Annotated in this window: 23 protein-coding genes, 1 other RNA gene and 1 pseudogene; 7 read left to right on the plus strand and 18 right to left on the minus strand. The window is 61.4% G+C overall.

Translation table 11 applies throughout. The annotated features are described in order from the left end of the window. The first annotated feature begins 98 nt into the window (after positions 1 to 98). Positions 99 to 734 (plus strand): trimeric intracellular cation channel family protein, encoded by a 636-nt coding sequence (locus ACK83U_RS17145; RefSeq protein WP_112609863.1) that lies wholly within the window; start codon positions 99 to 101, stop codon positions 732 to 734. A gap of 40 nt (positions 735 to 774) precedes the next feature. Here ACK83U_RS17145 and irrA read toward each other — a convergent pair whose 3' ends face one another. Continuing rightward, positions 775 to 1,197, minus strand: coding sequence for an iron response transcriptional regulator IrrA (irrA, locus tag ACK83U_RS17150; protein WP_112609795.1), 423 nt, complete (start codon positions 1,195 to 1,197; stop codon positions 775 to 777). Positions 1,198 to 1,494: 297 nt separating this feature from the next. On the opposite strand from irrA, the gene fabA reads away from it, so the two are divergent. The 4 genes from fabA to ACK83U_RS17170 all read left to right on the plus strand — a co-directional run bounded on the left by fabA (position 1,495) and on the right by ACK83U_RS17170 (position 4,754). After that, positions 1,495 to 2,010, plus strand: a complete 516-nt coding sequence (gene fabA / locus ACK83U_RS17155; RefSeq protein ID WP_015338264.1) for a 3-hydroxyacyl-[acyl-carrier-protein] dehydratase FabA — start codon at positions 1,495 to 1,497, stop codon at positions 2,008 to 2,010. 53 nt (positions 2,011 to 2,063) lie between these two features. Beyond that, positions 2,064 to 3,287 (plus strand): beta-ketoacyl-ACP synthase I, encoded by a 1,224-nt coding sequence (gene fabB / locus ACK83U_RS17160; protein WP_092720354.1) that lies wholly within the window; start codon positions 2,064 to 2,066, stop codon positions 3,285 to 3,287. Positions 3,288 to 3,291: 4 nt separating this feature from the next. Continuing rightward, positions 3,292 to 4,098: an enoyl-ACP reductase FabI gene (fabI, locus tag ACK83U_RS17165; protein ID WP_112609797.1), complete on the plus strand. Its 807-nt coding sequence runs from the start codon at positions 3,292 to 3,294 to the stop codon at positions 4,096 to 4,098. A 77-nt stretch (positions 4,099 to 4,175) separates the two neighbouring features. After that, positions 4,176 to 4,754: a GNAT family N-acetyltransferase gene (locus ACK83U_RS17170; protein WP_112609799.1), complete on the plus strand. Its 579-nt coding sequence runs from the start codon at positions 4,176 to 4,178 to the stop codon at positions 4,752 to 4,754. A gap of 41 nt (positions 4,755 to 4,795) precedes the next feature. Here ACK83U_RS17170 and ACK83U_RS17175 read toward each other — a convergent pair whose 3' ends face one another. The 12 genes and pseudogenes from ACK83U_RS17175 to recR all read right to left on the minus strand — a co-directional run bounded on the left by ACK83U_RS17175 (position 4,796) and on the right by recR (position 19,473). Continuing rightward, entirely contained in the window at positions 4,796 to 5,812 is a 1,017-nt protein-coding gene (locus tag ACK83U_RS17175; RefSeq protein ID WP_112609801.1) for a class I SAM-dependent methyltransferase, read from the minus strand. A gap of 317 nt (positions 5,813 to 6,129) precedes the next feature. Next, positions 6,130 to 8,268, minus strand: coding sequence for a polyribonucleotide nucleotidyltransferase (gene pnp / locus ACK83U_RS17180; protein ID WP_112398691.1), 2,139 nt, complete (start codon positions 8,266 to 8,268; stop codon positions 6,130 to 6,132). A gap of 325 nt (positions 8,269 to 8,593) precedes the next feature. Further along, positions 8,594 to 8,862: pseudogene (rpsO, locus tag ACK83U_RS17185) on the minus strand (30S ribosomal protein S15). A gap of 152 nt (positions 8,863 to 9,014) precedes the next feature. Beyond that, positions 9,015 to 9,866, minus strand: a complete 852-nt coding sequence (locus tag ACK83U_RS17190) for an alpha/beta fold hydrolase (RefSeq protein ID WP_112609865.1) — start codon at positions 9,864 to 9,866, stop codon at positions 9,015 to 9,017. 92 nt (positions 9,867 to 9,958) lie between these two features. Next, positions 9,959 to 10,891, minus strand: coding sequence for a tRNA pseudouridine(55) synthase TruB (gene truB, locus ACK83U_RS17195; RefSeq protein WP_112412262.1), 933 nt, complete (start codon positions 10,889 to 10,891; stop codon positions 9,959 to 9,961). An 11-nt stretch (positions 10,892 to 10,902) separates the two neighbouring features. Continuing rightward, positions 10,903 to 11,310: a 30S ribosome-binding factor RbfA gene (gene rbfA, locus ACK83U_RS17200; protein WP_112338886.1), complete on the minus strand. Its 408-nt coding sequence runs from the start codon at positions 11,308 to 11,310 to the stop codon at positions 10,903 to 10,905. 269 nt (positions 11,311 to 11,579) lie between these two features. After that, on the minus strand, positions 11,580 to 14,297 hold the full coding sequence (infB, locus tag ACK83U_RS17205; protein WP_112338888.1) for a translation initiation factor IF-2: 2,718 nt from the start codon (positions 14,295 to 14,297) through the stop codon (positions 11,580 to 11,582). A 101-nt stretch (positions 14,298 to 14,398) separates the two neighbouring features. Then, on the minus strand, positions 14,399 to 15,091 hold the full coding sequence (locus ACK83U_RS17210; RefSeq protein ID WP_112609803.1) for an RNA-binding protein: 693 nt from the start codon (positions 15,089 to 15,091) through the stop codon (positions 14,399 to 14,401). Beyond that, the gene (gene nusA / locus ACK83U_RS17215; protein ID WP_015338278.1) at positions 15,088 to 16,692 is read right to left on the minus strand and encodes a transcription termination factor NusA; all 1,605 of its coding nucleotides are present in this window, start codon (positions 16,690 to 16,692) and stop codon (positions 15,088 to 15,090) included. The genes ACK83U_RS17210 and nusA overlap by 4 nt, the downstream gene beginning before the upstream one ends. A gap of 63 nt (positions 16,693 to 16,755) precedes the next feature. Then, entirely contained in the window at positions 16,756 to 17,364 is a 609-nt protein-coding gene (gene rimP, locus ACK83U_RS17220) for a ribosome maturation factor RimP (protein ID WP_112609805.1), read from the minus strand. Positions 17,365 to 17,522: 158 nt separating this feature from the next. Then, positions 17,523 to 18,833 carry a lytic murein transglycosylase gene (locus ACK83U_RS17225; protein ID WP_112609807.1) on the minus strand — a complete coding sequence of 437 codons (1,311 nt, stop codon included), beginning with the start codon at positions 18,831 to 18,833 and terminating at the stop codon, positions 17,523 to 17,525. A gap of 34 nt (positions 18,834 to 18,867) precedes the next feature. Then, positions 18,868 to 19,473 (minus strand): recombination mediator RecR, encoded by a 606-nt coding sequence (recR, locus tag ACK83U_RS17230; protein WP_112338892.1) that lies wholly within the window; start codon positions 19,471 to 19,473, stop codon positions 18,868 to 18,870. A gap of 57 nt (positions 19,474 to 19,530) precedes the next feature. Here recR and ACK83U_RS17235 point away from each other — a divergent pair, with 57 nt between their 5' ends. Further along, the gene (locus tag ACK83U_RS17235) at positions 19,531 to 20,154 is read left to right on the plus strand and encodes an MOSC domain-containing protein (RefSeq protein WP_112609809.1); all 624 of its coding nucleotides are present in this window, start codon (positions 19,531 to 19,533) and stop codon (positions 20,152 to 20,154) included. A gap of 2 nt (positions 20,155 to 20,156) precedes the next feature. On the opposite strand, the gene ACK83U_RS17240 is transcribed toward ACK83U_RS17235, so the two are convergent. Next, positions 20,157 to 20,768, minus strand: a complete 612-nt coding sequence (locus ACK83U_RS17240) for a LysE family translocator (RefSeq protein WP_112609811.1) — start codon at positions 20,766 to 20,768, stop codon at positions 20,157 to 20,159. Between the two features lie 93 nt (positions 20,769 to 20,861). Then, complete coding sequence (locus ACK83U_RS17245; RefSeq protein WP_112609813.1) at positions 20,862 to 21,398, minus strand: RBBP9/YdeN family alpha/beta hydrolase; 537 nt, start codon at positions 21,396 to 21,398, stop codon at positions 20,862 to 20,864. A 113-nt stretch (positions 21,399 to 21,511) separates the two neighbouring features. On the opposite strand from ACK83U_RS17245, the gene ACK83U_RS17250 reads away from it, so the two are divergent. Next, the gene (locus ACK83U_RS17250; RefSeq protein WP_112609815.1) at positions 21,512 to 21,988 is read left to right on the plus strand and encodes an Lrp/AsnC family transcriptional regulator; all 477 of its coding nucleotides are present in this window, start codon (positions 21,512 to 21,514) and stop codon (positions 21,986 to 21,988) included. 17 nt (positions 21,989 to 22,005) lie between these two features. Here the strand turns inward: ACK83U_RS17250 and ACK83U_RS17255 are convergent, their stop codons facing one another. From ACK83U_RS17255 to ffs, 3 genes are all read right to left on the minus strand, one after another. Continuing rightward, positions 22,006 to 22,329, minus strand: a complete 324-nt coding sequence (locus tag ACK83U_RS17255; protein WP_112609817.1) for a YbaB/EbfC family nucleoid-associated protein — start codon at positions 22,327 to 22,329, stop codon at positions 22,006 to 22,008. 106 nt (positions 22,330 to 22,435) lie between these two features. Continuing rightward, entirely contained in the window at positions 22,436 to 24,310 is a 1,875-nt protein-coding gene (locus ACK83U_RS17260) for a DNA polymerase III subunit gamma/tau (protein WP_112609819.1), read from the minus strand. A gap of 45 nt (positions 24,311 to 24,355) precedes the next feature. Beyond that, positions 24,356 to 24,453, minus strand: an RNA gene (gene ffs, locus ACK83U_RS17265) — signal recognition particle sRNA small type. Positions 24,454 to 24,516 lie beyond the last annotated feature (63 nt).

The following is a 24,516-nucleotide window of genomic DNA, read 5'->3' on the forward strand; positions in this document are numbered from 1 at the left end:
CCGCAGCCGCTGCGACATCTTTGCACGCGCCTGCTTGCGCGGCCCTTGCCGTCGTGATTCATTTCGGAAAAATCGCGGGCGTTCCGCTGGAGTTTTCGATGTCGCTTCTCTCGTTTCTTGATTATGCCGGCGTCGCTCTTTTTGCCGCGACCGGCGCGCTGGCGGCCTCGCGCAAGCAGCTCGATCTGATCGGCTTCCTGTTTCTGGCGGCCGTCACCGGCATCGGCGGCGGCACGCTGCGCGATATCGTTCTCGGCCGGGTACCGGTCTTCTGGGTGCTGAACCCGACCTATATCGTCATCTGTGCCGTGGTCGGCGTGCTGGTCTTCTTTACCGCGCACCTCTTCGAATCGCGCTATCGGCTGCTCATCTGGCTCGATGCGGTGGGGCTGTCGGCCTATTGCGTGATGGGGGCAGCCAAGGGCATGGCAGCGACGGGCTCGCCCACCGTCGCTATCGTCACCGGCGCGCTGACGGCGACCTTCGGCGGCATTTTACGTGATCTCTTGGCAAACGAACCTTCGGTGTTGCTGCGTCCGGAAATCTATGTGACTGCTTCACTCGTCGGCGCCAGCGTCTTCACCGCCGCCAATGCAACGATGCTGCCGCTTTATGCCTCTGCAGGGCTGGGTGTGATCGCGGCCTTTGCAGTGCGCGGCGGCGCGCTCTGGTTCGGCTGGACCTTCCCGACCTATCACCATAAGCCAGGCCGGCATCCGGACGATGTGATGTGACGGAGAATCTTGTCGCAGGTGAGCTGACGCGGCGCTTATTTCAGCGCTGCTGCTTGCGCCGCAGGCGGATCACCACGTCGACATGGGCGATTTCCATGCCCTGCGGCGGCTCGGGCAGATTGTCGATCGTCAGGTTGCTGATCGGAATATCCAGCACCTCGTTGTGGCCTTCCACGAAAAAGTGATGGTGATCGGAGACATTGGTGTCGAAATAGGTCTTGGTGCTTTCGACGGCGAGCACGCGGATCAGGCCTGCCTCGGTAAATTGATGCAGTGTGTTGTAGACGGTGGCGAGCGAAACCGGAACGCCGGCGGCAACGGCTTCCTCGTGAAGCTCTTCCACGGTCAGATGGCGGTCGCCCTTGGCAAAAAGGAGGTCTCCCAGTGCGATCCGCTGCCTAGTCGGCCTTAGGCCCACTTTACGCAGCCTGGTTTCGATCGCGATTTCGGCATGTTCTGCCATCCAGGGACTCCAGATTCCTGATCTCTATAATTCTTTACTAAGCCATATAACTTTTGCCTTGATTGCTTTCAATAGTTTCCGTGGGGTGGGAAGGTGCTCAAAAGCCGGAAAAATCGGGCTTTTGCCGCATTTGGCACTGGTAGCGGCTCTGGCGTTCCTGTATGCGACCACCACATAAGAGCTAATGCGTTCGATCGAACGGATGAATGAGAGTCCAATGCTTTCGCTTCATTTTCTGTCGATCTTGCACTAAAGCTTCACATCCATCGGCATTCATGCGGGGGAAACGGAATTTTTATGACGACGAGACAATCCAGCTTCAATTATGAGGAAATCCTGTCCTGTGGCCGCGGCGAGCTGTTCGGCCCGGGCAATGCACAGCTTCCCTTGCCGCCGATGCTGATGGTCCATCGCATTACAGATATTTCCGAAACGGGCGGGGCCTTCGACAAGGGCTATATCCGCGCCGAATACGACGTGCGCCCCGATGATTGGTACTTTCCCTGCCATTTTGCCGGTAACCCCATCATGCCGGGCTGCCTCGGCCTCGACGGCATGTGGCAGCTGACCGGCTTCTTCCTCGGCTGGCTCGGCGAGCCCGGCCGCGGCATGGCGCTTTCGACAGGCGAAGTGAAGTTCAAGGGCATGGTTCGTCCGGACACGAAGCTTCTCGAATACGGCATCGACTTCAAGCGCGTCATGCGCGGCCGCCTCGTCCTTGGCACCGCCGACGGCTGGCTGAAGGCCGATGGCGAGACCATCTATCAGGCGACGGACCTGCGCGTGGGCCTGTCCAAGGACAAGGTTGCCTGAACCGCGGCATCGCCGCCTCCAAAAAGACAGATGTTTTAGAAAAGGTCATCGACATGAGACGGGTAGTTGTTACGGGTCTGGGTATTGTCTCTTCGATTGGAAACAATGCGCAAGAAGTGACCGCCTCGCTGCGCGACGCCAAATCCGGTATTTCCTTCTCTCCTGATTTCGCCGAGCATGGCTTCAAGTGCCAGGTCTGGGGCGCGCCGAAGATCGATACGACCGACCTGGTGGATCGCCGCGCTATGCGCTTCCTATCGCAGGGCGGTGCGTGGAACCACGTCGCCATGAAGCAGGCGATCGCCGATAGCGGCCTCGAGGAAGGCGATATCACCAACGAGCGCACCGGCATCATCATGGGCTCTGGCGGCCCCTCGACCCGCACGCTGATCGAGGCGGCCGACATCACCCGCAAGAACAACAGCCCGAAGCGCATCGGCCCCTTCGCGGTGCCGAAGTCGATGTCGTCGACCGCCTCGGCAACGCTTGCAACCTGGTTCAAGATCCACGGCGTCAACTACTCCATCTCGTCGGCCTGCTCGACCTCGGCGCACTGCATCGGCAATGCCGCTGAAATGATCCAGTGGGGCAAGCAGGACGTGATGTTCGCCGGCGGCCACGAAGATCTCGACTGGACCATGTCGAACCTCTTCGACGCCATGGGCGCCATGTCCTCCGACTTCAACGAGAACCACCCGGAAACCGCCTCGCGTGCCTATGACGCCAAGCGTGACGGCTTCGTTATCGCCGGCGGCGCCGGCGTGCTGGTTCTGGAAGAGCTGGAGCACGCCAAGGCTCGCGGCGCCAAGATCTATGCCGAAATCATCGGCTACGGCGCCACCTCTGATGGTTACGACATGGTGGCGCCTTCGGGTGAGGGTGCCGTGCGCTGTATGCGCCAGGCGCTTGCCACGGTGAAAGGCGATATCGACTACATCAACACCCACGGCACCTCGACGCCGGTGGGCGACAGCAAGGAAATCGGCGCGATCCGCGAAGTCTTCGGCGACAAGATCCCGCCGATCCAGTCGACCAAGTCGCTGACGGGCCATTCGCTCGGCGCAGCGGGCGTGCAGGAATCGATTTACTCGATCCTGATGATGCAGGAGCGCTTCATCGGGGAAAGCGCCCATATCACCGAACTCGATCCGGAATTCGAAGGCGTGCCGGTCGTGCGCAAGCGCATCGACAACGCCAAGTTCGATATCGCTCTTTCGAACTCCTTCGGCTTCGGCGGCACCAACGCTACGCTCGTATTCCAGCGCTACAACGGATAAGGCAATGACGGGAATTATGCAGGGTAAGCGCGGCCTCATCATGGGTGTCGCAAACAATCATTCGATTGCCTGGGGTATTTCAAAGGCGCTGGCCGCCGAAGGCGCGGAACTGGCTTTCACGTTTCAGGGCGAAGCACTCGGCAAGCGCGTCAAGCCGCTAGCCGCCGAAGTCGGCTCGGACTTCCTTCTGCCGTGCGACGTCGAGGATCTCGCTTCGGTCGATTCCGTTTTCGACGCCATCAAGCAGCGCTGGGGCAAGCTGGACTTCATCGTCCATGCCATCGGCTTTTCCGACAAGAACGAGCTGAAGGGGCTCTATGCCAACACCACGCGGGAGAATTTCACCCGCACCATGGTGATTTCCTGCTTCTCCTTCACCGAGGTCGCCAAGCGCGCCGCCGATCTGATGACCGAAGGCGGCAGCATGCTGACGCTGACCTATAACGGCTCGACGCGCGTGATCCCGAACTACAACGTCATGGGTGTCGCCAAGGCGGCCCTCGAGGCTTCTGTGCGCTATCTTGCCGCCGACTACGGCCCGCGCGGCATTCGCGTCAACGCCGTCTCCGCCGGCCCGATCCGTACGCTTGCCGGCGCCGGTATTTCCGACGCCCGAGCCATCCTGTCGTGGAACCAGCGCAACGCGCCGCTGCGCAAGTCGGTCACCATCGATCAGGTCGGCTCGTCGTCGCTCTATCTCCTGTCGGATCTCTCGGCCGGCGTGACCGGCGAAATCCATTTTGTCGATGCTGGCTACAACATCACCTCCATGCCGACGCTGGAAACGCTGTCGAGCGCCGACGCGGAATAAGCTCCCGATCTCAGTCGTGTCCTCCCGGTTTTGGCCGGGAGGATCGAATTTCCGGATATCCTTCCAGAGGATTCCCGATGACGTCAAACGACGCAGAACTTTTGGCATCGACTGATCGCCTCGTCCTCCGCCGCTTCGTGCCTGAGGATTTTGTCGCCTACAGCGCCTATCGCTCCCTGCCGGAGATCTATCGTTTCCTGTATCGCGATCCACCTTCGCCGGAGGTGTTGCGAGAGCGTTTCGATGCTCGTTTGAATTCCGCTTTCTCCGAAGATGGGGATACGCTGCTGTGCGCTGCCATTCGGCGGGAGGATGGGGCTTTGGTAGGTGACGTTAGCCTGACATTTGCAAATAAGGCCGCACTTCAAGCGGAGCTCGGCTATACCTCCAACCCGGCCTATGCCAAGAAGGGCTATGCTACCGAGGCGGCGGAAGCCATGATTACCCTCGGCTTCGAAAAATTCGGCTTTCACCGGATCTTTGCACGGCTGGATGCGAAAAATACCGGCTCAGTCGGTGTCGTCGAACGGCTTGGCCTGCGTCGCGAGGCGCTTTTGATCGAAAACGATCGCTTCAATGGTGTCTGGGGCGATGAATGCGTCTACGCCGTGCTCGACTGCGAGTGGGCCGCAAGAGTGCTGAAACGAACCTCCTGAGCCTGCTCAAAAAATGGCGGCCATCTGACCGCCATCCTTCCTTACTTCTTCGCCCAGAGCACCTTGTAGCGGGCATTGCGGCAGGTCTCGCCGAATTCCTTGAAATTCTCGGCCAGTACCGGCTCGTAGGGCAGGCCGCGATTGGCGACAAGCATCAGCCGCCCGCCGCTTCGCAGCGCTGAAGCGGCCGTCTTGATCATCGCCTGGCCTAGCGAAGGCTCGGCGGCATGGCCCTCATGGAAGGGCGGGTTCATGATGATCAGGTCGTATTTGTCCTTGACCGGCTCGCTCGCCAGATCGTGCCAGAAGAAGCGCTGGGCGACTTTCGGGCAGTGCGACAGCAGATTGGCGCGTGCGGCCTCCAGAGAGCCGTAATGGGCCTCGTAGAGGTCGATGCGCTCGATTCTCGGCGACTTGATTGCCAGTTCGACGGAAAGATAGCCCCAGCCGGCGCCGAAATCGGCGGCATCGCCGGCAAAATCGGTTGGCAGGCGCGAGGCGAGCAGTTCGGAGCCGGCATCGATACGGTCATGGGAAAACATGCCGGGCGCCGTGGTGAAGCTGTCGTCGACGCGCGTTGCCGGCTTCGCGAGCTGCGCCGTCAACAGCTTGATATCGGCAGGCCGCGCAAACCAGAAGGCGACGCCGTGATACTTCGGCATGTGCTCGATTTCGAGACCGAAGGCCTCGATGCGCTTGCGCAGTGGTTGGATGCCATCTTCCTTGCCGCCTGCAACGACGATGAGGCCGCCTCCCTTTACGCGCGTCAGCGCTTCGGCGATGTGATCCTCATTCTCGCCCTTGTGCTTGCCGCAGAGCACCAGCGCGCCGTCGTAGCCTTCACCCTCGATCTCCGGCGTCACGTTGATGCGCTGCGCCTGCAGCTGGCGATAGAAGGGGCGGAAGCCCTGGACGGCGGAAAGCTCGGCGGCGAAGCCCTCCGGCAGCGCAAAGCCTGCCTCCGCGCCGAGAAACAGGATCCGCTCGCCTTCGCCGGGTGCGTCGACAGTGCCGGAGGCAAAGGGATGGAACAGGGTCTTCAGGGCATCGCGGCTCATGGGCATGGTCTCGTCTTGAAAGGTGGACTTGAACCGTCAGATATCTGTGGCCTTATCGTATCTCGTGCTTACCCCTCACCCTAGCCCTCTTCCCGTTGGGACGGGGAGAGGGGACGACAGAGCCGGAAAACATGCCCCTTGGTGTGTATAGGCCGTTGTCGAGCACAGTCATGTCCCCTCGCCCCGCATGTGCGGGGAGAGGGCTAGGGTGAGGGGCCAGGCACGCAGCTTCCACGATCCAGCCAAACCAACGGGCATTCAATATAAAAAGGGCGCGGAAGAGATCCCGCGCCCCGGAACTTGGATGAAGGCGCAGCTTATTCGGCTGCGTCGTCCTTCTTCTTGTCGGCAGCGATTTCCTGGCCGGTGGCCTGATCGACGACCTTCATGGACAGGCGAACCTTGCCGCGCTCATCGAAGCCGAGCAGCTTGACCCAGACCTTGTCGCCTTCCTTGACGACATCCTGCGTCTTGGCAACGCGCTCGGAAGCGAGCTGCGAGATGTGGACGAGGCCGTCGCGGGCGCCGAAGAAGTTGACGAAGGCGCCGAAGTCGGCGGTCTTGACAACAGTACCTTCGTAGATCTGGCCGACTTCCGGCTCTGCGACGATCGAGTGGATCCATTTGCGGGCCGCTTCGATTTCCTTGCCGGAGGACGAGGCGATCTTGACGGTGCCGTCGTCCTCGATGTTGATCTTCGCGCCGGTCTTTTCGACGATTTCGCGGATGACCTTGCCGCCGGAGCCGATGACTTCACGGATCTTGTCGACCGGGATGTTCATGACTTCGATGCGCGGTGCGAATTCGCCGAGCTGGCCACGGCTTTCGGTGATGGCCTTGGACATTTCGCCTAGGATGTGGGCACGACCGCCCTGTGCCTGGCCGAGAGCGACCTTCATGATCTCTTCGGTGATGCCGGCGATCTTGATGTCCATCTGCAGCGAGGTGATGCCGTCGGCAGTGCCGGCAACCTTGAAGTCCATGTCGCCGAGGTGGTCTTCGTCACCGAGAATGTCGGAGAGAACGGCGAAGCGATCGCCTTCCAGGATCAGACCCATGGCGATGCCGGCAACGGGCTTCGCCAGCGGCACGCCGGCGTCCATGAGGGCGAGCGAGGTGCCGCAAACCGTTGCCATCGAGGACGAGCCGTTGGACTCGGTGATCTCGGAAACGACGCGCAGCGTGTAGGGGAACTGTTCCGCCGACGGCAGCATCGGGCGGATAGCGCGCCATGCGAGCTTGCCGTGACCGATTTCACGACGACCCGGGGAACCCATGCGGCCGGTTTCGCCAACCGAGTAGGGAGGGAAGTTGTAATGGAGCAGGAAGCGCTCCTTGTACATGCCGGTCAGGCTGTCGACATACTGTTCGTCTTCGCCGGTGCCGAGCGTGGCGACGACGATTGCCTGTGTTTCACCGCGGGTAAACAGCGCAGAACCATGCGTGCGCGGCAACAGGCCGACTTCCGAAACGATCGGGCGAACGGTCGACAGGTCGCGACCGTCGATGCGGCTCGACGTGTCGAGGATGTTCCAGCGAACGATCTTCGCCTGCAGGTGTTTGAAGATGGCGCCGACTTCTTCGGCCGTGTACTTGGCTTCGCCTTCTTCCGGCAGGAAGTGTGCCTTCACCTTCGCCTTGACGGCGTCGACGGCAGCGTAGCGATCAGCCTTCTGCGTGATCTTGTAGGCGTCGCGCAGTTCGGCTTCGGCGAGGCCGAGCATTTCCTTCTCGAGCTCGGAATAATCTTCCGGCTGGAAGTCGCGCGGTTCCTTGGCGGCGACTTCGGCGAGCTTGATGATCGCGTCGATGACGGGCTGGAAGCCGCGATGACCGAACATGACGGCGCCGAGCATGACGTCCTCGGGCAGTTCCTTGGCTTCGGATTCAACCATTAGAACGGCGTCCTGCGTCCCGGCGACGACGAGGTCGAGGCTCGATTCGTCCATCTCGTCGAGATGCGGGTTGAGCACGTATTCGCCGTTGATATAGCCGACGCGAGCGCCGCCGACCGGGCCCATGAAGGGAACGCCCGAGAGCGTCAGGGCAGCCGAGGTTGCAACCATGGACAGGATGTCCGGATTGTTTTCGAGGTCATGCTGGATGACCGTGACGACGACCTGGGTGTCGTTCTTGTAGCCTTCCGGGAAGAGCGGGCGGATCGGGCGGTCGATCAGGCGCGAAACGAGCGTTTCGTTTTCGCTCGGGCGACCCTCGCGCTTGAAGTAGCCGCCGGGGATCTTGCCGGCTGCGTAGGTCTTTTCCTGGTAGTTGACGGTGAGCGGGAAGAAGTCCTGGCCCGGCTTCGGCGCCTTGGCGGAAACGACGGTCGCAAGCACCACGGTCTCGCCGTAGGTGGCGACAACGGCGCCGTCAGCCTGACGGGCGATCTTGCCGGTTTCGAGCTTCAGCGGGCGGCCTGCCCACTCGATTTCGACGGTATGGATATCGAACATATCTTGTCCTTGCATGATGCGGGAAAAGGCGCCGTCGCCGACGAATTCGGCAGGGCACATCTTCGACCGCACGAAGTGTGACGCATCACGGGCAAGACAACGAGAGGCTTTCGAAATCAGGCCGAAGCGCTAGGCTTCGGCTGAAAGCATCCGGCAATCCTGCCCCATGACAGGTCAACGGTTGTTGTTGGCAGCACCGGCCCATCCGGCCTGCCGACAGTTTCGCGTCGCACCGGCATAAGGCGCGAGGGAAACTGGTCTCAAGGGTTCATACCCTTCATAAGCATCCGGCGGACGTTCAGGTGAACGCCCGCCGGAAATTCCGTTAGCGGCGGATACCGAGGCTGGTGATCAGCTTGGTATAACGGCCTTCGTCCTTCTTCTTGAGGTAGTCAAGAAGCGAGCGCGGCTGGAAACCATCGTCAGGAGGCCACGACGGGAGTGGTTGTCCTTCTTGTGGTCCTTGAAGTGTTCCGTGAGGTTGTTGATGCGCTCGGTCAGGATCGCAACCTGGACTTCCGGAGAACCGGTGTCGCCTTCGACGGTAGCGTATTCCTTGATCAGCGCAGCCTTGCGCTCAGCAGTGATCGACATCGGATGGTCCTTTCTATGAGAGGAGATTGAAGTCGCCAAACGCCGGGATGTCGTCCAGCATTGGCCGCGAATGCAATCAGGCATGCCTGATGCTGGCGCTGCCTATAAACCAATTGAGCGCCAATTGAAAGAGGGTTCTCCCTGAGCGCCTTTCAGCGTCCCGCCATGGCGTCCCGGATCATGGCATTGTAGCCTTCCGGATCCTGCAGCATGGCGAAATGGCTGGCATCCTTCAGAATGACAAGCTTCGCGCCCGGGATCTCCTTCGCCATCATCTCGGTATGGTCAAGCTTCACCGCTTCGTCATGGTCGCCTATGGCAAGCGTCACCGGCACCGTGATCTTTCCAAGGTCGGCTGCGGTCCATGCCGGCTGCGTCGCCCACATCTGCGAGATCTGGTTGACGAAAGCCTCATATTCGTTCGGGGTTGGCGATAGTTTTTTGTAATATTCGCCGGCGACGTTGATGTAATCGTTGAAAGTCTTGTTGCTCATGACGTCGGGCTTCACGCCGTCGGTCGTAACATTGGCGGCTTGCGCGATCACGCGCGTCAGCTTTTCGGGATGTTTCATCGCCATGTCGATGCCGATGATGCCGCCGTCAGACCATCCGACCAACGTCACCTTGCCGACCTTCAGATAGTCGAGCAGCGCGACATAATCCGAAGTCATCAGATCGTAGCCAAAAGGTTTTTCGCTGCGCGTCGAGCGGCCATGCCCGCGGCTGTCGGCGACGATGACGAGGTGATCTCTCGCGAAATCGGCGACCTGAGCGCCCCAGACGTCGGCATTCCCGAGGCCGCCATGGATGAAGAGGATCGGGTCGCCCGCGCCATATTCGGCATAATACATCTTGATGTCGTCGACATCGGCCATGCCGCTCGTTTTCGGCTGCGGCATTGGCGGAAATGGCGGTAGCCCGGCCCACCGCTCGGCGGATTGGGCGTTTGTCACCGTCAGAAACAGGGAAAGGAATGCAAGTATTCCGAATGTAACTCTGCGCATATTTGCCCCCTTTGGACGGGCCATGATGGCCCGTCGGGGAACATATCGCATCGCCATTACTCGCAATAGCCGCTATTTCCGGTTGATTGAGGTCAGCCGAACACGCGCTTGGGGCGGAATTCGCCCTGGCCGATCTCGCCGATGGCGATCAGCTTGCCGCGGGACGTGGCATAGGCCTCGGTCTCGGCAACCGGTGCATCGCGGCCGCGCACCAGGATCGGGTTGCCCATCTTCAGGCGATGCGCCTGGTCGTCGCTGATGACGAGATGCGGCAGCGAAGAAAGAGCTTCCGCTGTATCGATCAGCAGCGCATCGAGGGCTGCCAGTCGCTCGTCCGCATCTTCGATCTCCTCCAGCGCTACGAGATCGGCAAGCGGCACCATCGCCTCCTCGGCAAAGGGCGCGACGAAGCTGCGGCGCAGGCCGGAAATATGACCGTAGCAGCCGAGGTCGCGGCCGAAATCGCGGGCGAGCGCGCGCACATAGGTGCCCTTGCCGCATTCGACTTCGAAATGGGCCGTGTTGGCATCCGGGCAGGCGAGCAGCGTCAGGCGGAAAATCTCGACTTCGCGTGAGGGGATCTCGACCGTCTCGCCTTCGCGGGCGAGGTCATAGGCGCGCTCGCCTGATATTTTGATGGCGGAGAACTGCGGCGGAATCTGGTTGATGACGCCGGTATACTTCGGCAGCAGCGCGCGAATATCCTCTTCGCTCGGACGCTTGTCGGAGGTGGCGGTTACAGCGCCCTCCAGGTCGTCGGAAGCGCGTTCCTCGCCCCAGGTCACGGTGAATTCATAGATCTTGCGGCCATCCATGACGTAGGGAACCGTCTTCGTGGCGTCGCCGAGCGCGATCGGCAACATGCCGGAGGCGAGCGGATCGAGCGTGCCGGCATGGCCGGCCTTCTGGGCCTTGAACAGCCACTTGATCTTGGAAACGGCTTCGGTCGAGCCGAAATCAATCGGCTTGTCGAGGATGAGCCAGCCCGAAATCGGACGGCCCTTGGGCTTGCGTGGCTTGGACATTCTCTGTCTCTTTATTGATCTTGGTCGTTGTCGTCGTCGAGATCGCGGCTGACCTCGGGCGAGCGCAGAAGCGCGTCGATCTTCTTGTAATTGTCGAAGCTCGTATCGTCGCGGAAGCGAACTTCCGGCATGTACTTCATCTGGCGAAGCTGCGGGCCGAGGCGGCCGCGGATGTATTTCGCATGGCGGTTCAGCGCTTCGATGACGGCGCCGTGGTCGGAAACGCCGAGCGGCGTCACGAAGGCCGTCGCGATCTTCAGATCGGGCGACATGCGCACTTCGGAAATGGAGATCACGGTGCGCTCGATCAGGTCGTCGCGCACTTCGCCGCGCTGCAGAACCTGCGTGATCGCTGAGCGCACCTGCTCGCCGACGCGAAGCATGCGCTGCGAAGGCGCGGAGGAAGTTGGTTTGGTCATGGTTGTTCCGTTAGCAGCGTCCCATTGGACGCGATAAAGGGGGTCAAATGACTCGATCCGGCGCAAAGGTCAAGGCTGGACAGGTTTTGCGGCCCGCCAGAAGCCGAGAATCCTTGAGAATGCGGCATCCTGAGCGCCCCGGTTGGCAAAGGCAGGTGCCGGGATATAGGTGACGAAGGATTCGGACTGGCTCCCTGTTGTTCGTAACGGGCAAGAAAAAACCGCCGGTTTTGGCCGGCGGTTTTGATATCTCGCAAATCGAGGATTGCTTACAGCGTACGGGTGATATGCTCGACGCGGAAGCACTCGATCGTGTCTCCGGCGCGGATGTCTTCGTAGTTCTCGAAGGCCATGCCGCATTCCTGGCCGACATTGACCTCAGACACTTCGTCCTTGAAGCGCTTGAGGGTCTTGAGCTTGCCTTCGTGGATGACGACGTTGTCGCGCACCAGGCGGACGCCGACGCCACGCTCGACCTTGCCTTCGGTGACGCGGCAACCTGCGACCTTGCCGACCTTCGTGATGTTGAACACCTCGAGGATTTCGGCATTGCCGAGGAAGGTTTCGCGGCGCTCCGGAGAGAGCAGGCCCGACATCGCCGCCTTCACGTCATCCACCAGGTCGTAGATGATGTTGTAGTAGCGGATTTCGATGCCCTGACGCTCGGCGAACTGACGTGCCTGCGCGTTGGCGCGGACGTTGAAGCCGATGATCGCTGCATTGGAGGCTTCCGCCAGCGAGACGTCCGACTCGGTGATGCCGCCTGCGCCTGAATGGACGATGCGGGCACGAACTTCGTCGGTGCCGAGCTTGTCGAGAGCGCCGGCAATGGCTTCGATCGAGCCCTGCACGTCGCCCTTGATGACCAGCGGGAATTCCTTCACGCCGACCGTCTGAAGCTGGGTCATCATCTGCTCGAGCGAACCGCGCTGGCCGGACAGGCGGGCAGCCGCCTTGTCGCGGGTGAGGCGCTGGCGATATTCCGAGATCTCGCGGGCGCGGCTTTCGCTTTCGACGACGGCGAACTTGTCGCCGGCTTGCGGTGCGCCGGAAAGGCCGAGCAGTTCGACCGGCATGGCCGGGCCAGCTTCCTTCACATGCTCACCCTTGTCGTTGACGAGCGCACGAACGCGGCCCCACTGATCGCCGGCAACGACGATCTGGCCGGGACGCAACGTACCCTTCTGCACGAGCACGGTGGCGACGGAGCCGCGGCCGCGGTCGAGCTGGGCTTCGATGACGGTGCCTTCGGCCGTGCGGTTCGGATTGGCCTTGAGATCAAGGATTTCCGCCTGCAGCAGGATGGCTTCGAGCAGCTTGTCGAGGTTGGTTCGGTTCTTCGCGGAGACTTCCACGTCGAGCACTTCACCGCCCATCGATTCGACGAAGACTTCGTGCTGCAGCAGTTCCGTGCGGACCTTCTGCGGGTTGGCTTCGTGCTTGTCGATCTTGTTGATCGCCACGATGATCGGAACACCCGCCGCCTTGGCGTGGTTGATCGATTCGATCGTCTGCGGCATCACGCTGTCGTCGGCTGCGACGACCAGGATCGCGATATCGGTTGCCTGGGCGCCGCGAGCACGCATCGCCGTGAAGGCGGCGTGGCCGGGGGTGTCGATGAAGGTGATCTTCTGACCGTTCTGCTCGACTTGATAGGCACCGATATGCTGGGTGATGCCACCGGCTTCGCCGGCGACCACGTTCGCATGACGGATGGCGTCAAGCAGCGAGGTCTTGCCGTGGTCGACGTGGCCCATGATCGTGACGACGGGCGGACGGGAAACCAGTTCGCCTTCCTCGTCGGCAACGTTGAAGATGCCCTGTTCGACGTCGGATTCCGAAACGCGCTTGACCGTGTGGCCGAATTCGCCGGCGATGAGTTCGGCCAGATCGGCGTCGATGACGTCGCCCGGCTTCATCATCTGACCTTCCTTCATCAGGTACTTGATGACGTCGACGGCGCGTTCGGACATGCGCTGCGACAGTTCCTGAATGGTGATGGTCTCGGGCAGCACGACTTCACGCGAGATCTTCTCGCGCGTTTCCTGCATCTGGCTGCGCCGGAACTTTTCCTGGCGGCGGCGCATGGCCGAAAGTGAACGGCCGCGGGCATTGCCGTCTTCGTCGACATTGGCCGTGGTAACCGTCAGCTTGCCGCGGCGCCGCTCGTCCTCGGTCTTCGGACGCGTGGTAACAGGCTTTGCCGGTTCCGGGCGTACGATTTTGCCGCGTGCCGGAGCGCCTCGGGGCGGGCCGCGATCGCTCTCTTCTTCATTGACGCGACGGCGGTTGGCCGGTGCCTCGCCGGCAGGAGCGCCAGGGCGTGCCGGCTGAGGAGCCGCATCCGGACGACGTGCAACGACGGGAGCTGCAGGCGTCTGGACTGCCGGCTTCGGCGCTTCCACCGGTGCGGGTGTCTCGACCTTGGCTTCGGCGGCGCGTGCGGCCTCTTCTGCGGCGCGGCGTGCAGCTTCGGCCTGTTCGGCGATGCGGCGTGCCTCTTCTTCCTGAGCGCGGCGTGCTTCTTCTTCGGCACGGCGCACGGCATCGGCAGCGTCGCGAACCTGGGCTTCGGCGAGCGCACGGCGGCGAGCATCCATTTCGCCGGCCGACAGATGGTTCAAGACCACCGGTCGCGACGAACGCTCCTGCTGCGGGCGCTGCTGACTACCCTGGTTGGGCTGCCCCGGCCGCTGTTGCTGGCCACCAGGTTGATGAATGCGCGGAGCCGGCTGCGGCGGGCGCGGCGGCTGCGGCGTCGGTTCGGCGACGCGCGTCACCGAGGGCGCGGCGGTCGTTACCGGCGTGATTGGCTTTTCGTCTTCAGGACGTAGCGGGCGGCGCTTACGGGTCTCAACCACGACCGCCTTGGTGCGACCGCGGCCCATGTCCTGGCGCACGGTGCCCTGGTTTACGCCTGATGGCTTCAGGGTGAGAGTCTTCTTACCTGAAACATTCAGCGTCTTGTCGTCTTGATTGTCGGTCATTCCGTTCCTGTTCCTTCGGACAGGGCACGGAAACGTCCGTCAGACCCTGTCGTTCAATGCATGTACCTTAATGAGGCGTCCGGCAAAGGCCGGTGACCGCGTCATTGTTTTCGCCGGCCAGCGCCGCCCGTTGCCCGGGACTGACCGCCGTTGCGGTACCGTTCGAGCAGGTTTGCGCGCTTCACTACACCCTCACCCGCCTGCCCTGCAAGCGCTGCGGCATGGATAAAAGCATTCTGGCCCATCAGTTCTTCCATCTCCGCTTCCGTAAAGACACGGAAGGAAGGTATTTCCTTTTCGGTTTCCATACCGAGATGCCAGGCTTTTCGTGCCTGGTCGATCTTGCGGACGCCATCGGCGGCGGCGGCGATCGCATGAAACACGGCAATTGCCGAGCCGTTGCGAACGGCGCCATCGACCTTCGATGAACCGCTGACGAACCGGCCCGCCTTGCGAGCCATGTGCATCATCCCGGCCAGTTGCGCCAAGAGAAGCCGGTCGACGACGGCACCGAGATCTGCCGGTGCCGTCACTTCCGCCTTCAAAGCGCGGGAAAACAGTTTCTTCGCCACTGCCTTGTCCACCAGTGCCCGGTCTATCTTAACCCAGCAGCCGCGTCCCGGCAGTTGCCGCTTCAGGTCGGGAACGATAGTTCCGTCCGGAGCGGCTACGAAGCGGATCAATTCGTCGGGTGATCCGCTTTCGCGTGTTACGATGCACATGCGGCCATTTGCGTCGTTACCGCCGAGATCATTGTCCTCAGTCGGTGCGCCAGGCCCCTCGGTGATCGTCATGCTTGTTGCTCGGTTTCGTCCTCCGCGACCTCTTCGGTCTCAGCGGCGAGATCGGCTTCGGTGATCCAGCCGGCCAGCAGGCGAGCCTGCACGACCATCTGTTCAGCTTCGACGCGCGAGACTTCAAGCTTGGAGAACAGGCCTTCGAACTTCTTCGTTTCGCCGTTCTTGCGTTCGCTCCAGCCGACGAGGTCGTCAGCGGCGCAGCCGGCGAAGTCCTCGATCGTCTTGATGCCGTCCTCGCCCAGGGCGACCATCATCTGTGCGGTCATGCCGTTGATCTCTCGCAGTTCGTCGGAGACGCCCAGCGCCTTGCGCTTCTCGTCCATCTCGGCTTCGAGCTTCTCGAGATATTCGCGGGCACGGGTCTGGATTTCCTGCGCGGTATCTTCGTCGAAACCGTCGATCGAGGAGATTTCATCGAGATCTACGTAAGCCAGTTCCTCAACGGCGGCAAAGCCTTCCGAGGCCAGAACCTGGCCGACCATTTCGTCGACGTCGAGCGCATCCATGAACAGGTTCGTACGCTCGTTGAATTCCTTCTGGCGGCGTTCCGATTCCTCGGCTTCCGTCATGATGTCGATATCCCAGCCGGTCAGCTGCGATGCGAGGCGGACGTTCTGGCCGCGGCGGCCGATGGCAAGCGAAAGCTGCTCGTCCGGCACCACGACTTCGATGCGCTCTGCATCTTCGTCGAGAACGACCTTGGCGACTTCGGCCGGCTGCAGCGCGTTGACGACGAAGTTCGCCGGCTCGCTGGACCAGGGAATGATGTCGATCTTTTCACCCTGCAGCTCACCGACGACGGCCTGAACGCGCGAACCGCGCATACCGACGCAGGCGCCGACCGGATCGATCGACGAGTCGTTCGAGATGACGGCGATCTTGGCGCGCGAACCCGGATCGCGGGCAACCGACTTCACCTGGATGATGCCGTCGTAGATTTCGGGCACTTCCATGGTAAAGAGCTTGACCATGAACTGCGGATGCGTGCGCGACAGGAATATCTGCGGGCCGCGCTGCTCGCGGCGGACGTCGTAGACATAGGCGCGGACGCGATCGCCGTAGCGGAAGTTTTCGCGCGGGATCATTTCGTCGCGGCGGATGATGCCCTCGCCACGGCCGAGATCGACGATGACGTTGCCGTATTCGACGCGCTTGACGGTGCCGTTGACGATTTCGCCGACACGATCCTTGAATTCGTCGAACTGGCGGTCACGCTCGGCTTCGCGCACCTTCTGCACGATGACCTGCTTGGCCGACTGGGCAGCGATGCGGCCGAAATCCATCGGCGGCAGCGGATCGGCGATGAAATCGCCGAGGGCTGCGTCCGGATTGCGGTCGCGGGCCAGTTCCAGCGGGATCTGCGTGGAATAGTCCTCGGCCTTCTCGACCACTTCGAGCAGGCGCTGCAAGCGGATTTCACCCGTCTTCGGGTTGATGTCGGCGCGGATATTCGACTCCGTGCCGTAACGCGAGCGCGCGGCCTTCTGGATCGCATCCGCCATTGCGGCAAGCACGATCTCGCGGTCGATGACCTTTTCGCGCGCCACTGCATCTGCGATCTGCAGAAGTTCTAGCCGGTTCGCACTGACTGCCATTGTTCTTAGTCTCCGTCTTCCTGCCTTCAGGTTTCCCGTTCCGTCAGGCGGTTCGTTGATCGGTTATTCTTCGTCGTCGTCCGCTTCGTTCTGGTTCGCTGCCTCGGCTTTCGCCAGCTTGTCGGCGCGCAGCGCGTCGCGGATGAGATCGTCCGTCAGGATCAGCTTGGCCTCGGCCAGCGTGCTGAACGGAATGGTTACCTTCTGTTCCTCGCCGCGGGTCGCCTCATCGCGTTCGATCGTGAAGCCATCGGCATCGACGGCGACGATCTTGCCGCGGAAACGCTTGCGGTTATCGACGAGGATCGACGTTTCGCACTTGACGATGTGGCCGATCCAGCGCTGGAAATCCGACTTTCGCACCATCGGGCGGTCGATGCCCGGCGAAGACACTTCGAGATGATACGCCTTATCGATGGGATCTTCCACATCTAGGACCGGAGAAATGGCCGTGGAGACCTCTTCGCAGTCCTGGACGGTCATGGTGCCGTCGTTGCGCTCGGTCATGACCTGCAGCGTCAGGCCGTTCAGATTGAGGAGACGCACGCGCACCAGACGGAAGCCCATGCCCACAAGGACGGGCTCGATGATGGCGGCGACGCGCTGATCAAGGCCGGTTTCGACGATCAGCCTGGGTTCATTGGTATTGTCTGCGTTTGTCACGTCCGACAAGCATTCACTCCGCATTGTTCATGCATTGGGAGATCGCGCTAATAAAAAAGAGCGGGTCCTTGCGGCCCACTCTTCATCACACGATCAAGAATTTGATGCGGATATAAGCCTCTTTCCGGCAAATTGCAAGGCATTCGCGCCGAAAGCCTTTTCCGCGGCTATTTCAGCACGCCGAGCATGGAGCTATCGGGATAGCAGGTCGGCTTCATGCCGCTTTTCTCCTGCCATTGGCCGATCGAGCGCCGCGTTTTGTAGCCGGGCAGGCCGTCGGTACCGCCGACATCGTAGCCCTTGCGCTCTAGAGCCTTCTGCATGTTTGCGACGTCGGAGCGCAGCATCTTGCCGACATCGCCCCATTTTTCCTGGAAGGCCCCGCTGCCATTGGCGATGCGGTCGGCTAGATTGCCGATATAGAGGCCGTATAGGTCGGAATTGTTGTATTCCTTGATGACATAGAAGTTCGGCGTGACGATGAATTCCGGCCCGTCGCGTCCGGCCGGCACCAGCATCATGCCGGTCGCCCGCATTTCGTCGGATGGAAATGACTTGCCGGAAACCCGCTGAATACCGAGCGAGGCCCATTGCGAAATCGGCTTGGCTAGGTCTGGCCCTTCCTGGGCGCAGGAGACGTTCTGCGGAATGGTAACTTCATAGCCCCAGCCGCGGCCACGCTGCCAGCCCTTCTGAACCATATAGTTGGCGATGGATGCCAGCGTGTCCGGCACCGAAGTCCAGATGTTGCGGTGGCCATCGCCATCGAAATCGACTGCATATTTCAGATAGTTGGTCGGCATGAACTGCGGCTGGCCGAGCGCGCCGGCCCAGGAGCCCTTGAACTGATCGGGCGTAACGTCGCCATGTTCGAGGATGCGCAGTCCTGCGATCAGCTCGTTGCGGAACATGTCCTTGCGCGTCGACATAAAGGCTTTGGTTGCCAGCACCTGAACGGCGGAATTCGGCAGCTTGGCGATGCCGAAGCCGGTCTCTCGGCCCCAGATCGCCAGCAGGATCGGTCCCGGTACGCCGTAGGACTTCTCGATCCGCCGCAGCACCGGCCCATATTGCGAGGCGAGGCCCCGCCCGGTTACGGCCAGTTTCTGCAGCCGCCCCTCATTGAAATAGGGGGCGGGAGAGGAAAATTCGGCCTGTGTCTGCGCTTGTTGTTTCGGTTTCGGGAAGCCCGGCGGCTCGAGATCCGGCAGATCCCAGTTCAGCGTCACGCCGGCAAAAGCGGCCTGGAAGGTTTTTTCCGAAATGCCGGCCTTTCGCGCTTCCGGCCAGAGATCCTTCTGGATCCAGACCTGAAACTGCGCTTCGACATCGGCTTTGGAAGCGGCGAGAGCGGGGAGGGGAAGGAGGGCGAAGAGGAGGACGAGCAGGTATCGAATATGCCGAAAGATACCTCCCTCTGTCCCTTGTGGGAGGTATGTCAGCGAAAGCTGACAGAGGGGGGTATGCACTCTCCTCATGCTCAATCCTTATGTCTTTGCGAAAATAATCGCCTCAAATCGCCGTCCGCGCCCTCAGCGCTGCCGCAAGCGTGCCCTCGTCAAGGTAATCGAGCTCGCCGCCGACGGGCACGCCATGGGCAAGGCGGGTGATCTTGACCTCGAGGCCATCCAGCTGGTCAGTTATATAGTGTGCTGTGGTTTGCCCTTCGACCGTCGCATTGACGGCGATGATGATCTCGCGGACACCGCCTTCGCCGACGCGGGCGATCAATCCGCGAATGTTGAGATCGTCAGGCCCAACACCGTCGAGGGGCGACAGGACGCCGCCGAGAACGTGATAGGCGGCGTTCATCGCGCCTGATCGTTCCAGAGCCCAGAGGTCGGAGACATCCTCGACGACGATGATAACGGACTGGTCGCGGCGGTCGTCGGTGCAGACGGTGCAGGGATCGACGGTATCGACATTGCCGCAGCGCGAGCAGATCTTCACCTTGTCATAGGCATCGCCCATGGCATGGGACAGTGGCCCGAGCAGCTGGTCCTTCTTCTTGATGAGATGCAGCGCCGCGCGGCGCGCCGAGCGCGGCCCGAGGCCCGGCACTTTCGCCAGGAGCTGGATGAGTTTTTCGATTTCGGGGCCGGTGACTCGCTTTGCCATGGGAGGCTTTTAGCTCATAAGCTTCAAGAACGGAATCTCGGAAGGAACGGTTGACCGATGAAAATTCTGGCCGTTTGCCGTGGCGCCCCTGAAATGCTGCCGGGCAAGAAAGCGAAGACCGGCATCAACAAGCATGCCGTCAACGGTGCCGTCATGATCGACGAGCTGGGGCTGCTCGGTGATGCTATCTGCAATCGCAAGCATCACGGCGGCCGTGACCAGGCGGTTTATGTCGAAGGTTCGGTGACGCTGGACTGGTGGGCAAGCGAGCTTGGACGATCGATGGAGCCGGGTGCCTTCGGCGAAAATATCATCATCGAAGGCCTGGACAATCGCGAGATCGCCGTCGGCGATCAATTCATAGCCGGCGATCTTGTTTTGGAAGTGACCTCGGCGCGTATTCCCTGTTCCACCTTCGCAGCGAAGATGGACGATCCGCAATTCATCAAGCGCTATATCCGGGCCGGACGGCCCGGCATCTATTGCCGCGTTCTTGCGGGCGGCACGGTGAGCGCTGACATGCCGGTCACCTATCTGCCTTATGCCGGCGCGAGAGTGACGATGCCGGAAATGATGGCGACCTTCGGCAGGCGATTGTCACCGGAGGATCGGGCGCGTTATCTGGCGGCGCCTATCCATTATAAGCTGCGGGCGTTCATCGAAAGCGACGCAGCGGCCTGAAATCACCGCATGGCAATCGCGACGGCCGCGCCTGCCATGGTGCCGGCGCTGGCCCGATTGGCGATGCGCACAGCCCGGCGGCTTTTGAGGAAGGTTCTGGCTTTGGCCGCCAGCATCGCCCAGGAGAGATCGATGATGACGAGCACCGCAAACATCGTCGCGACCAGCTCGGCCCAGCCCGAAACCGTCACGCCATGCAGATCGATGATCGAGGGCAGCAGCGCCACGTAAAAGACCATGATCTTCGGATTGCCCATGGTGACCGTGAAGCCGGCGAGGAAGAGTCGTATGGCCGATTGCTCCTCCGGCAACTCCTCTCCCGTCGTATCGGAGGAGGCAAACCACATCTTCCAGGCAAGATAGAGGAGATAGGCAACGCCAAGCCATTTGATGACCACGAAGGCGAGATGGAAGGTTTCGGCAATGGTCGCAAGTCCGGCAACGGCGCAGGTCAGCCAGATCGCTTCTCCGAGCCACATGCCGGAGAGGAAAGGCAGCACGTTGCGCGCGCCCTTCGTCAGCACGCGCGCCACGAGTGCCGCGATGTTCGGTCCCGGCGATCCCGCCGCAATGAACAAGGCACCGGCAAAAACAAGCAACGTCGACAGGCTCATCGCATTCCCTCCGGTCAGGCAGGCCAGACGACGTCTGGAAGAGGGGGCAGAGATAGCATTCCGGCGCGGCTTTTCCAAATGCCGGATTTATGTTCAGCCAAGCTCGGCGCGAAAACGCCCGAAGATTGCCTTGCCTTCCGGCCAGTCGCCCAGTCCGGAAGCCGCATTGATATGGCCGCGTGGCCCGACATCGACGAAGGTGCTGCCCCAGCTTTCGGCGCTATGGCGTGCGTGGTCGAAGGAGCCGAACGGATCATCGGTGCTGGCTACCAGCAGAGACGGAAAGGGTAGTTGCTGCCGTGGCGGATTGGCAAAGCTGCCAGCCTCGGCAAGGTAGATTTCGCCAGTAGGGTCGGGCACAGCCACCAGGAACGCGCCAAGGATCGCCGTCTCCTTCACAGGCGCCCAATGGGCGATCAGCTGGCAGGCAAGGCTGTGCGCGATCAGGATCGGCGGCGTTCTAGAAAGGGAGATTTCCCGTTCGAGCGCGGCAATCCAATCCGAAAGTATCGGTCTGTCCCAGCTTGATGGCTGGAAGCGTCGCATAGCTGGATCGTCCCGTTCCCACAATGTCTGCCAGTGACCTTCGCCTGAGCCGCCAAGCCCCGGTAGCGTGATGATATCGCTCATCTCTATCCTTTCTCCATGGTCTCTCATGGAGAAAAGCTCGCATGCTGGGATACCGATTGACATTGCAATCCATCGGATAAAACTTATCCCAACCGATGAATTGAAGGTGAGCAATGGACACTATCGAAAGAGGACTGGATCCGACGGATCTGTCGATCATCGAAATCCTGCAGCAGGACGGACGAATCTCGGTATCGGAGCTCGGCCGTCGTGTCGGCCTGTCGCAGCCGGCGGCATCGGAGCGGCTGAAGCGGCTGGAGGAGCGTGGCGTGATTGCCGGCTACCGTGCCGTGGTCGATCCCGCCGCCGTCGGGCTCGGCATGATGGCAGTCATCCGCCTGCGCACGACACACGAGCATATCCGGCCGTATCTGAAGCAGTTTTCGGAAATGCCCGAAATTATCGAGGTGTTGAGGCTGACGGGCGAAGATTGCTTCCTGCTCAAGGTTCTTGTGCCGACACCGTCAGACCTTGAAACCATCGTCGATTCCATCGCCCGCCATGGCGCGGTGACGACATCGCTGGTGTTGCGAAACGAACCGATAAAGGCGATCGGCCGCGATCTCATTCGCAAGGCGGCCGCACGCTGATGGGGAAGCGTGCCCTCTCAGAACGGCAACTTGAAACCGGGTGGGATCGGCAGGCCGGCGGTCAGTTCGCGCGTCTTTTCAGCTGCGATCGCCTCAGCCTTTTCCTGGGCATCCTTATTGGCGGCAACGATCAGGTCTTCGAGGATCTCGACATCGTCTTCCTTGAAGAGCGAGGAGTCGATCTTGAGGCCGAGCATCAGACCCTTGCCGTTGACGGTAACGGTGACGAGGCCGCCGCCGGCCTTGCCTTCGACGCGAATGTCGGCGATCTCCGACTGCATCTTCTCCATCTTCGCCTGCATTTCCTTCACTTTGCCCATCATGCCCATGATGTCGCGCATCGTCTTTGGTCCTTCTTCTGCAAGTCTCTGTTTGAGCGGCAGGATATGTCGTCATGGTCGTCAAACGCTTCAAGCCGAAGCGGTTCCGCCTGCACCCATCCTAGCCTTAGAATTCGATGTCGTCGCCGGGTAGAATATCGCCATCAATGGATTCGGCGATTGCCGGCGGAGCAGCGGCTTCGTCCTCTTCGTCCGTCTCGGGAGCCCGCACCCGCACGTCGATGATCTTTGCGCCCGGAAATTGCGCCAGGATCGCCGCGACATCGGGGTCCTGCCGCGCATCGGCGACCCGTTGCTTCTGGGCGTTCGCTTCTGCTTCGACGAGCGTCGGCTGGCCTTCCTCGCGGCTGAGGCTGACGATCCAGTGGATGCCGGTCCATTCCTTTAGCTTGACGGCAAGCTCGTTCAAAAGCGTGCCCGGCGCGCCCGGCGTTAAGCTGACATCAAGCCTTCCTGGCTCCAGCTTGACGGGGCGCACGAATGTGCGCACCAGCGCCTTCAGCTTCGGATCGCGCTTCTGGCTCGCAAGTTCAGCGATATCGGCCATCGAATTGACAGGCACGAGCGGCTTCGGCGCTTCGGCGGGCTTCGACTCGATACGGCCGACAGGTTGCGAATCCGGCTGCGTATTCGGCACGGAGCGCAGCATGGCGACCGGCGCGGAAGGCGTAGGTCTTGGCGCCGGCGTTTCGACCGCGCGGGCCACGGCGCTGCCCTGATAGGACACAGCGCCGCCACCATTGCCGCCGCTCGAAGAGGGCGACGGACGAGCGGCGCCATTGCCATCAGAAAATTCGGCGAGCCTGCGCGCCGCATCTTCCGGTGCCGGCAAATGGGCCGCATGCGCAAGCCGGATCAGCACCATTTCGGCAGCACCGGCGGTGCGCGAGGCATTCTCCGTCTCGGCAATGCCCTTGAGAAGCATCTGCCAGATGCGGGAAAGTGCGGTTACCGCAACCCCTCGCGCGAATTCCGCCGCTTTCGTGCGCTCGACTTCGCTGAGCGACGGATCGTCGGCGGCATCGGGCACATATTTGAGGCGGGTCACGAGATGGGTGAAATCGGCAAGGTCGGTGAGCACGACCACGGGATTGGCGCCCGCCTCGTACTGGCTGTTGAATTCGGCAAGGGCTGCCGAGACATCGCCTTTGACGACATGGCCGAAGAGATCGACGATGCGGGCGCGGTCGGCAAGGCCGAGCATTGTGCGCACGGCATCCGCGGCGACGAAGCCGCTGCCATGGGCGATCGCCTGATCGAGCAGCGACAGGCCGTCGCGCGCCGAGCCTTCGGCGGCGCGGGCGATCATGGCGAGTGCTTCCGGCTCGGCCTCGATGCCTTCCTTGCCGGCAATGGTGGTGAACAGCCCGACGAGATCGGAAGCGCTGATGCGGCGCAGATCGAACCGCTGACAGCGCGACAGCACCGTGATCGGAACTTTACGGATTTCCGTCGTGGCGAAGATGAACTTCACATGCTCGGGCGGCTCTTCGAGCGTCTTCAGGAGTCCGTTGAAGGCCGCCGTCGACAGCATGTGCACTTCGTCGATGATATAGACCTTGTAGCGGGCCGAAACGGGCCGGTAGCGCACCTGCTCGATGATCTCCCGGATATCGTCGATACCGGTATGGGAGGCGGCGTCCATCTCGATGACGTCGACATGCCGGCCTTCCATGATCGCCTGGCAATGGTCGCCGGGTTCGCGCAGATCGATCGTAGGCCGATCGACCGCGGCGGTCTTGTAGTTGAGGGCGCGGGCAAGGATACGGGCGGTCGTCGTCTTGCCGACGCCGCGCACGCCGGTCAGCATATAGGCCTGAGCGATACGGCCGGTCTCGAACGCGTTGGTCAGCGTTCGAACCATCGGCTCCTGACCGACCATCAGGTCCGTGAAGTCCTTGGGTCTGTATTTGCGGGCCAGCACCCGGTAACCGGTGCCGGTCGAAGCGGCATCTTTTGCTTGTCGCTCGGTGTCGCTCATCGCCCTGCTTGTTGCCCGGAAAGCCGGGTCTTGCTTTCGGAAAGGGTGGGAGGCTGGCACGAATGACCCGTGCCGGGCTCGTTAGGGCTGCTTCCTTCCGGACCTGACCCGGTTGGCGAGTGGCTCGTCCACCACCAACCTCCCGGATGCACATATCGGCAATATCGTCATCAAAAGCAAGCCAAGGTCAAAAAAAACTGCTAAAC

Origin of the sequence: Rhizobium sp. WW22, from assembly GCF_047041135.1 — a bacterium.
GTDB lineage: Bacteria > Pseudomonadota > Alphaproteobacteria > Rhizobiales > Rhizobiaceae > Rhizobium.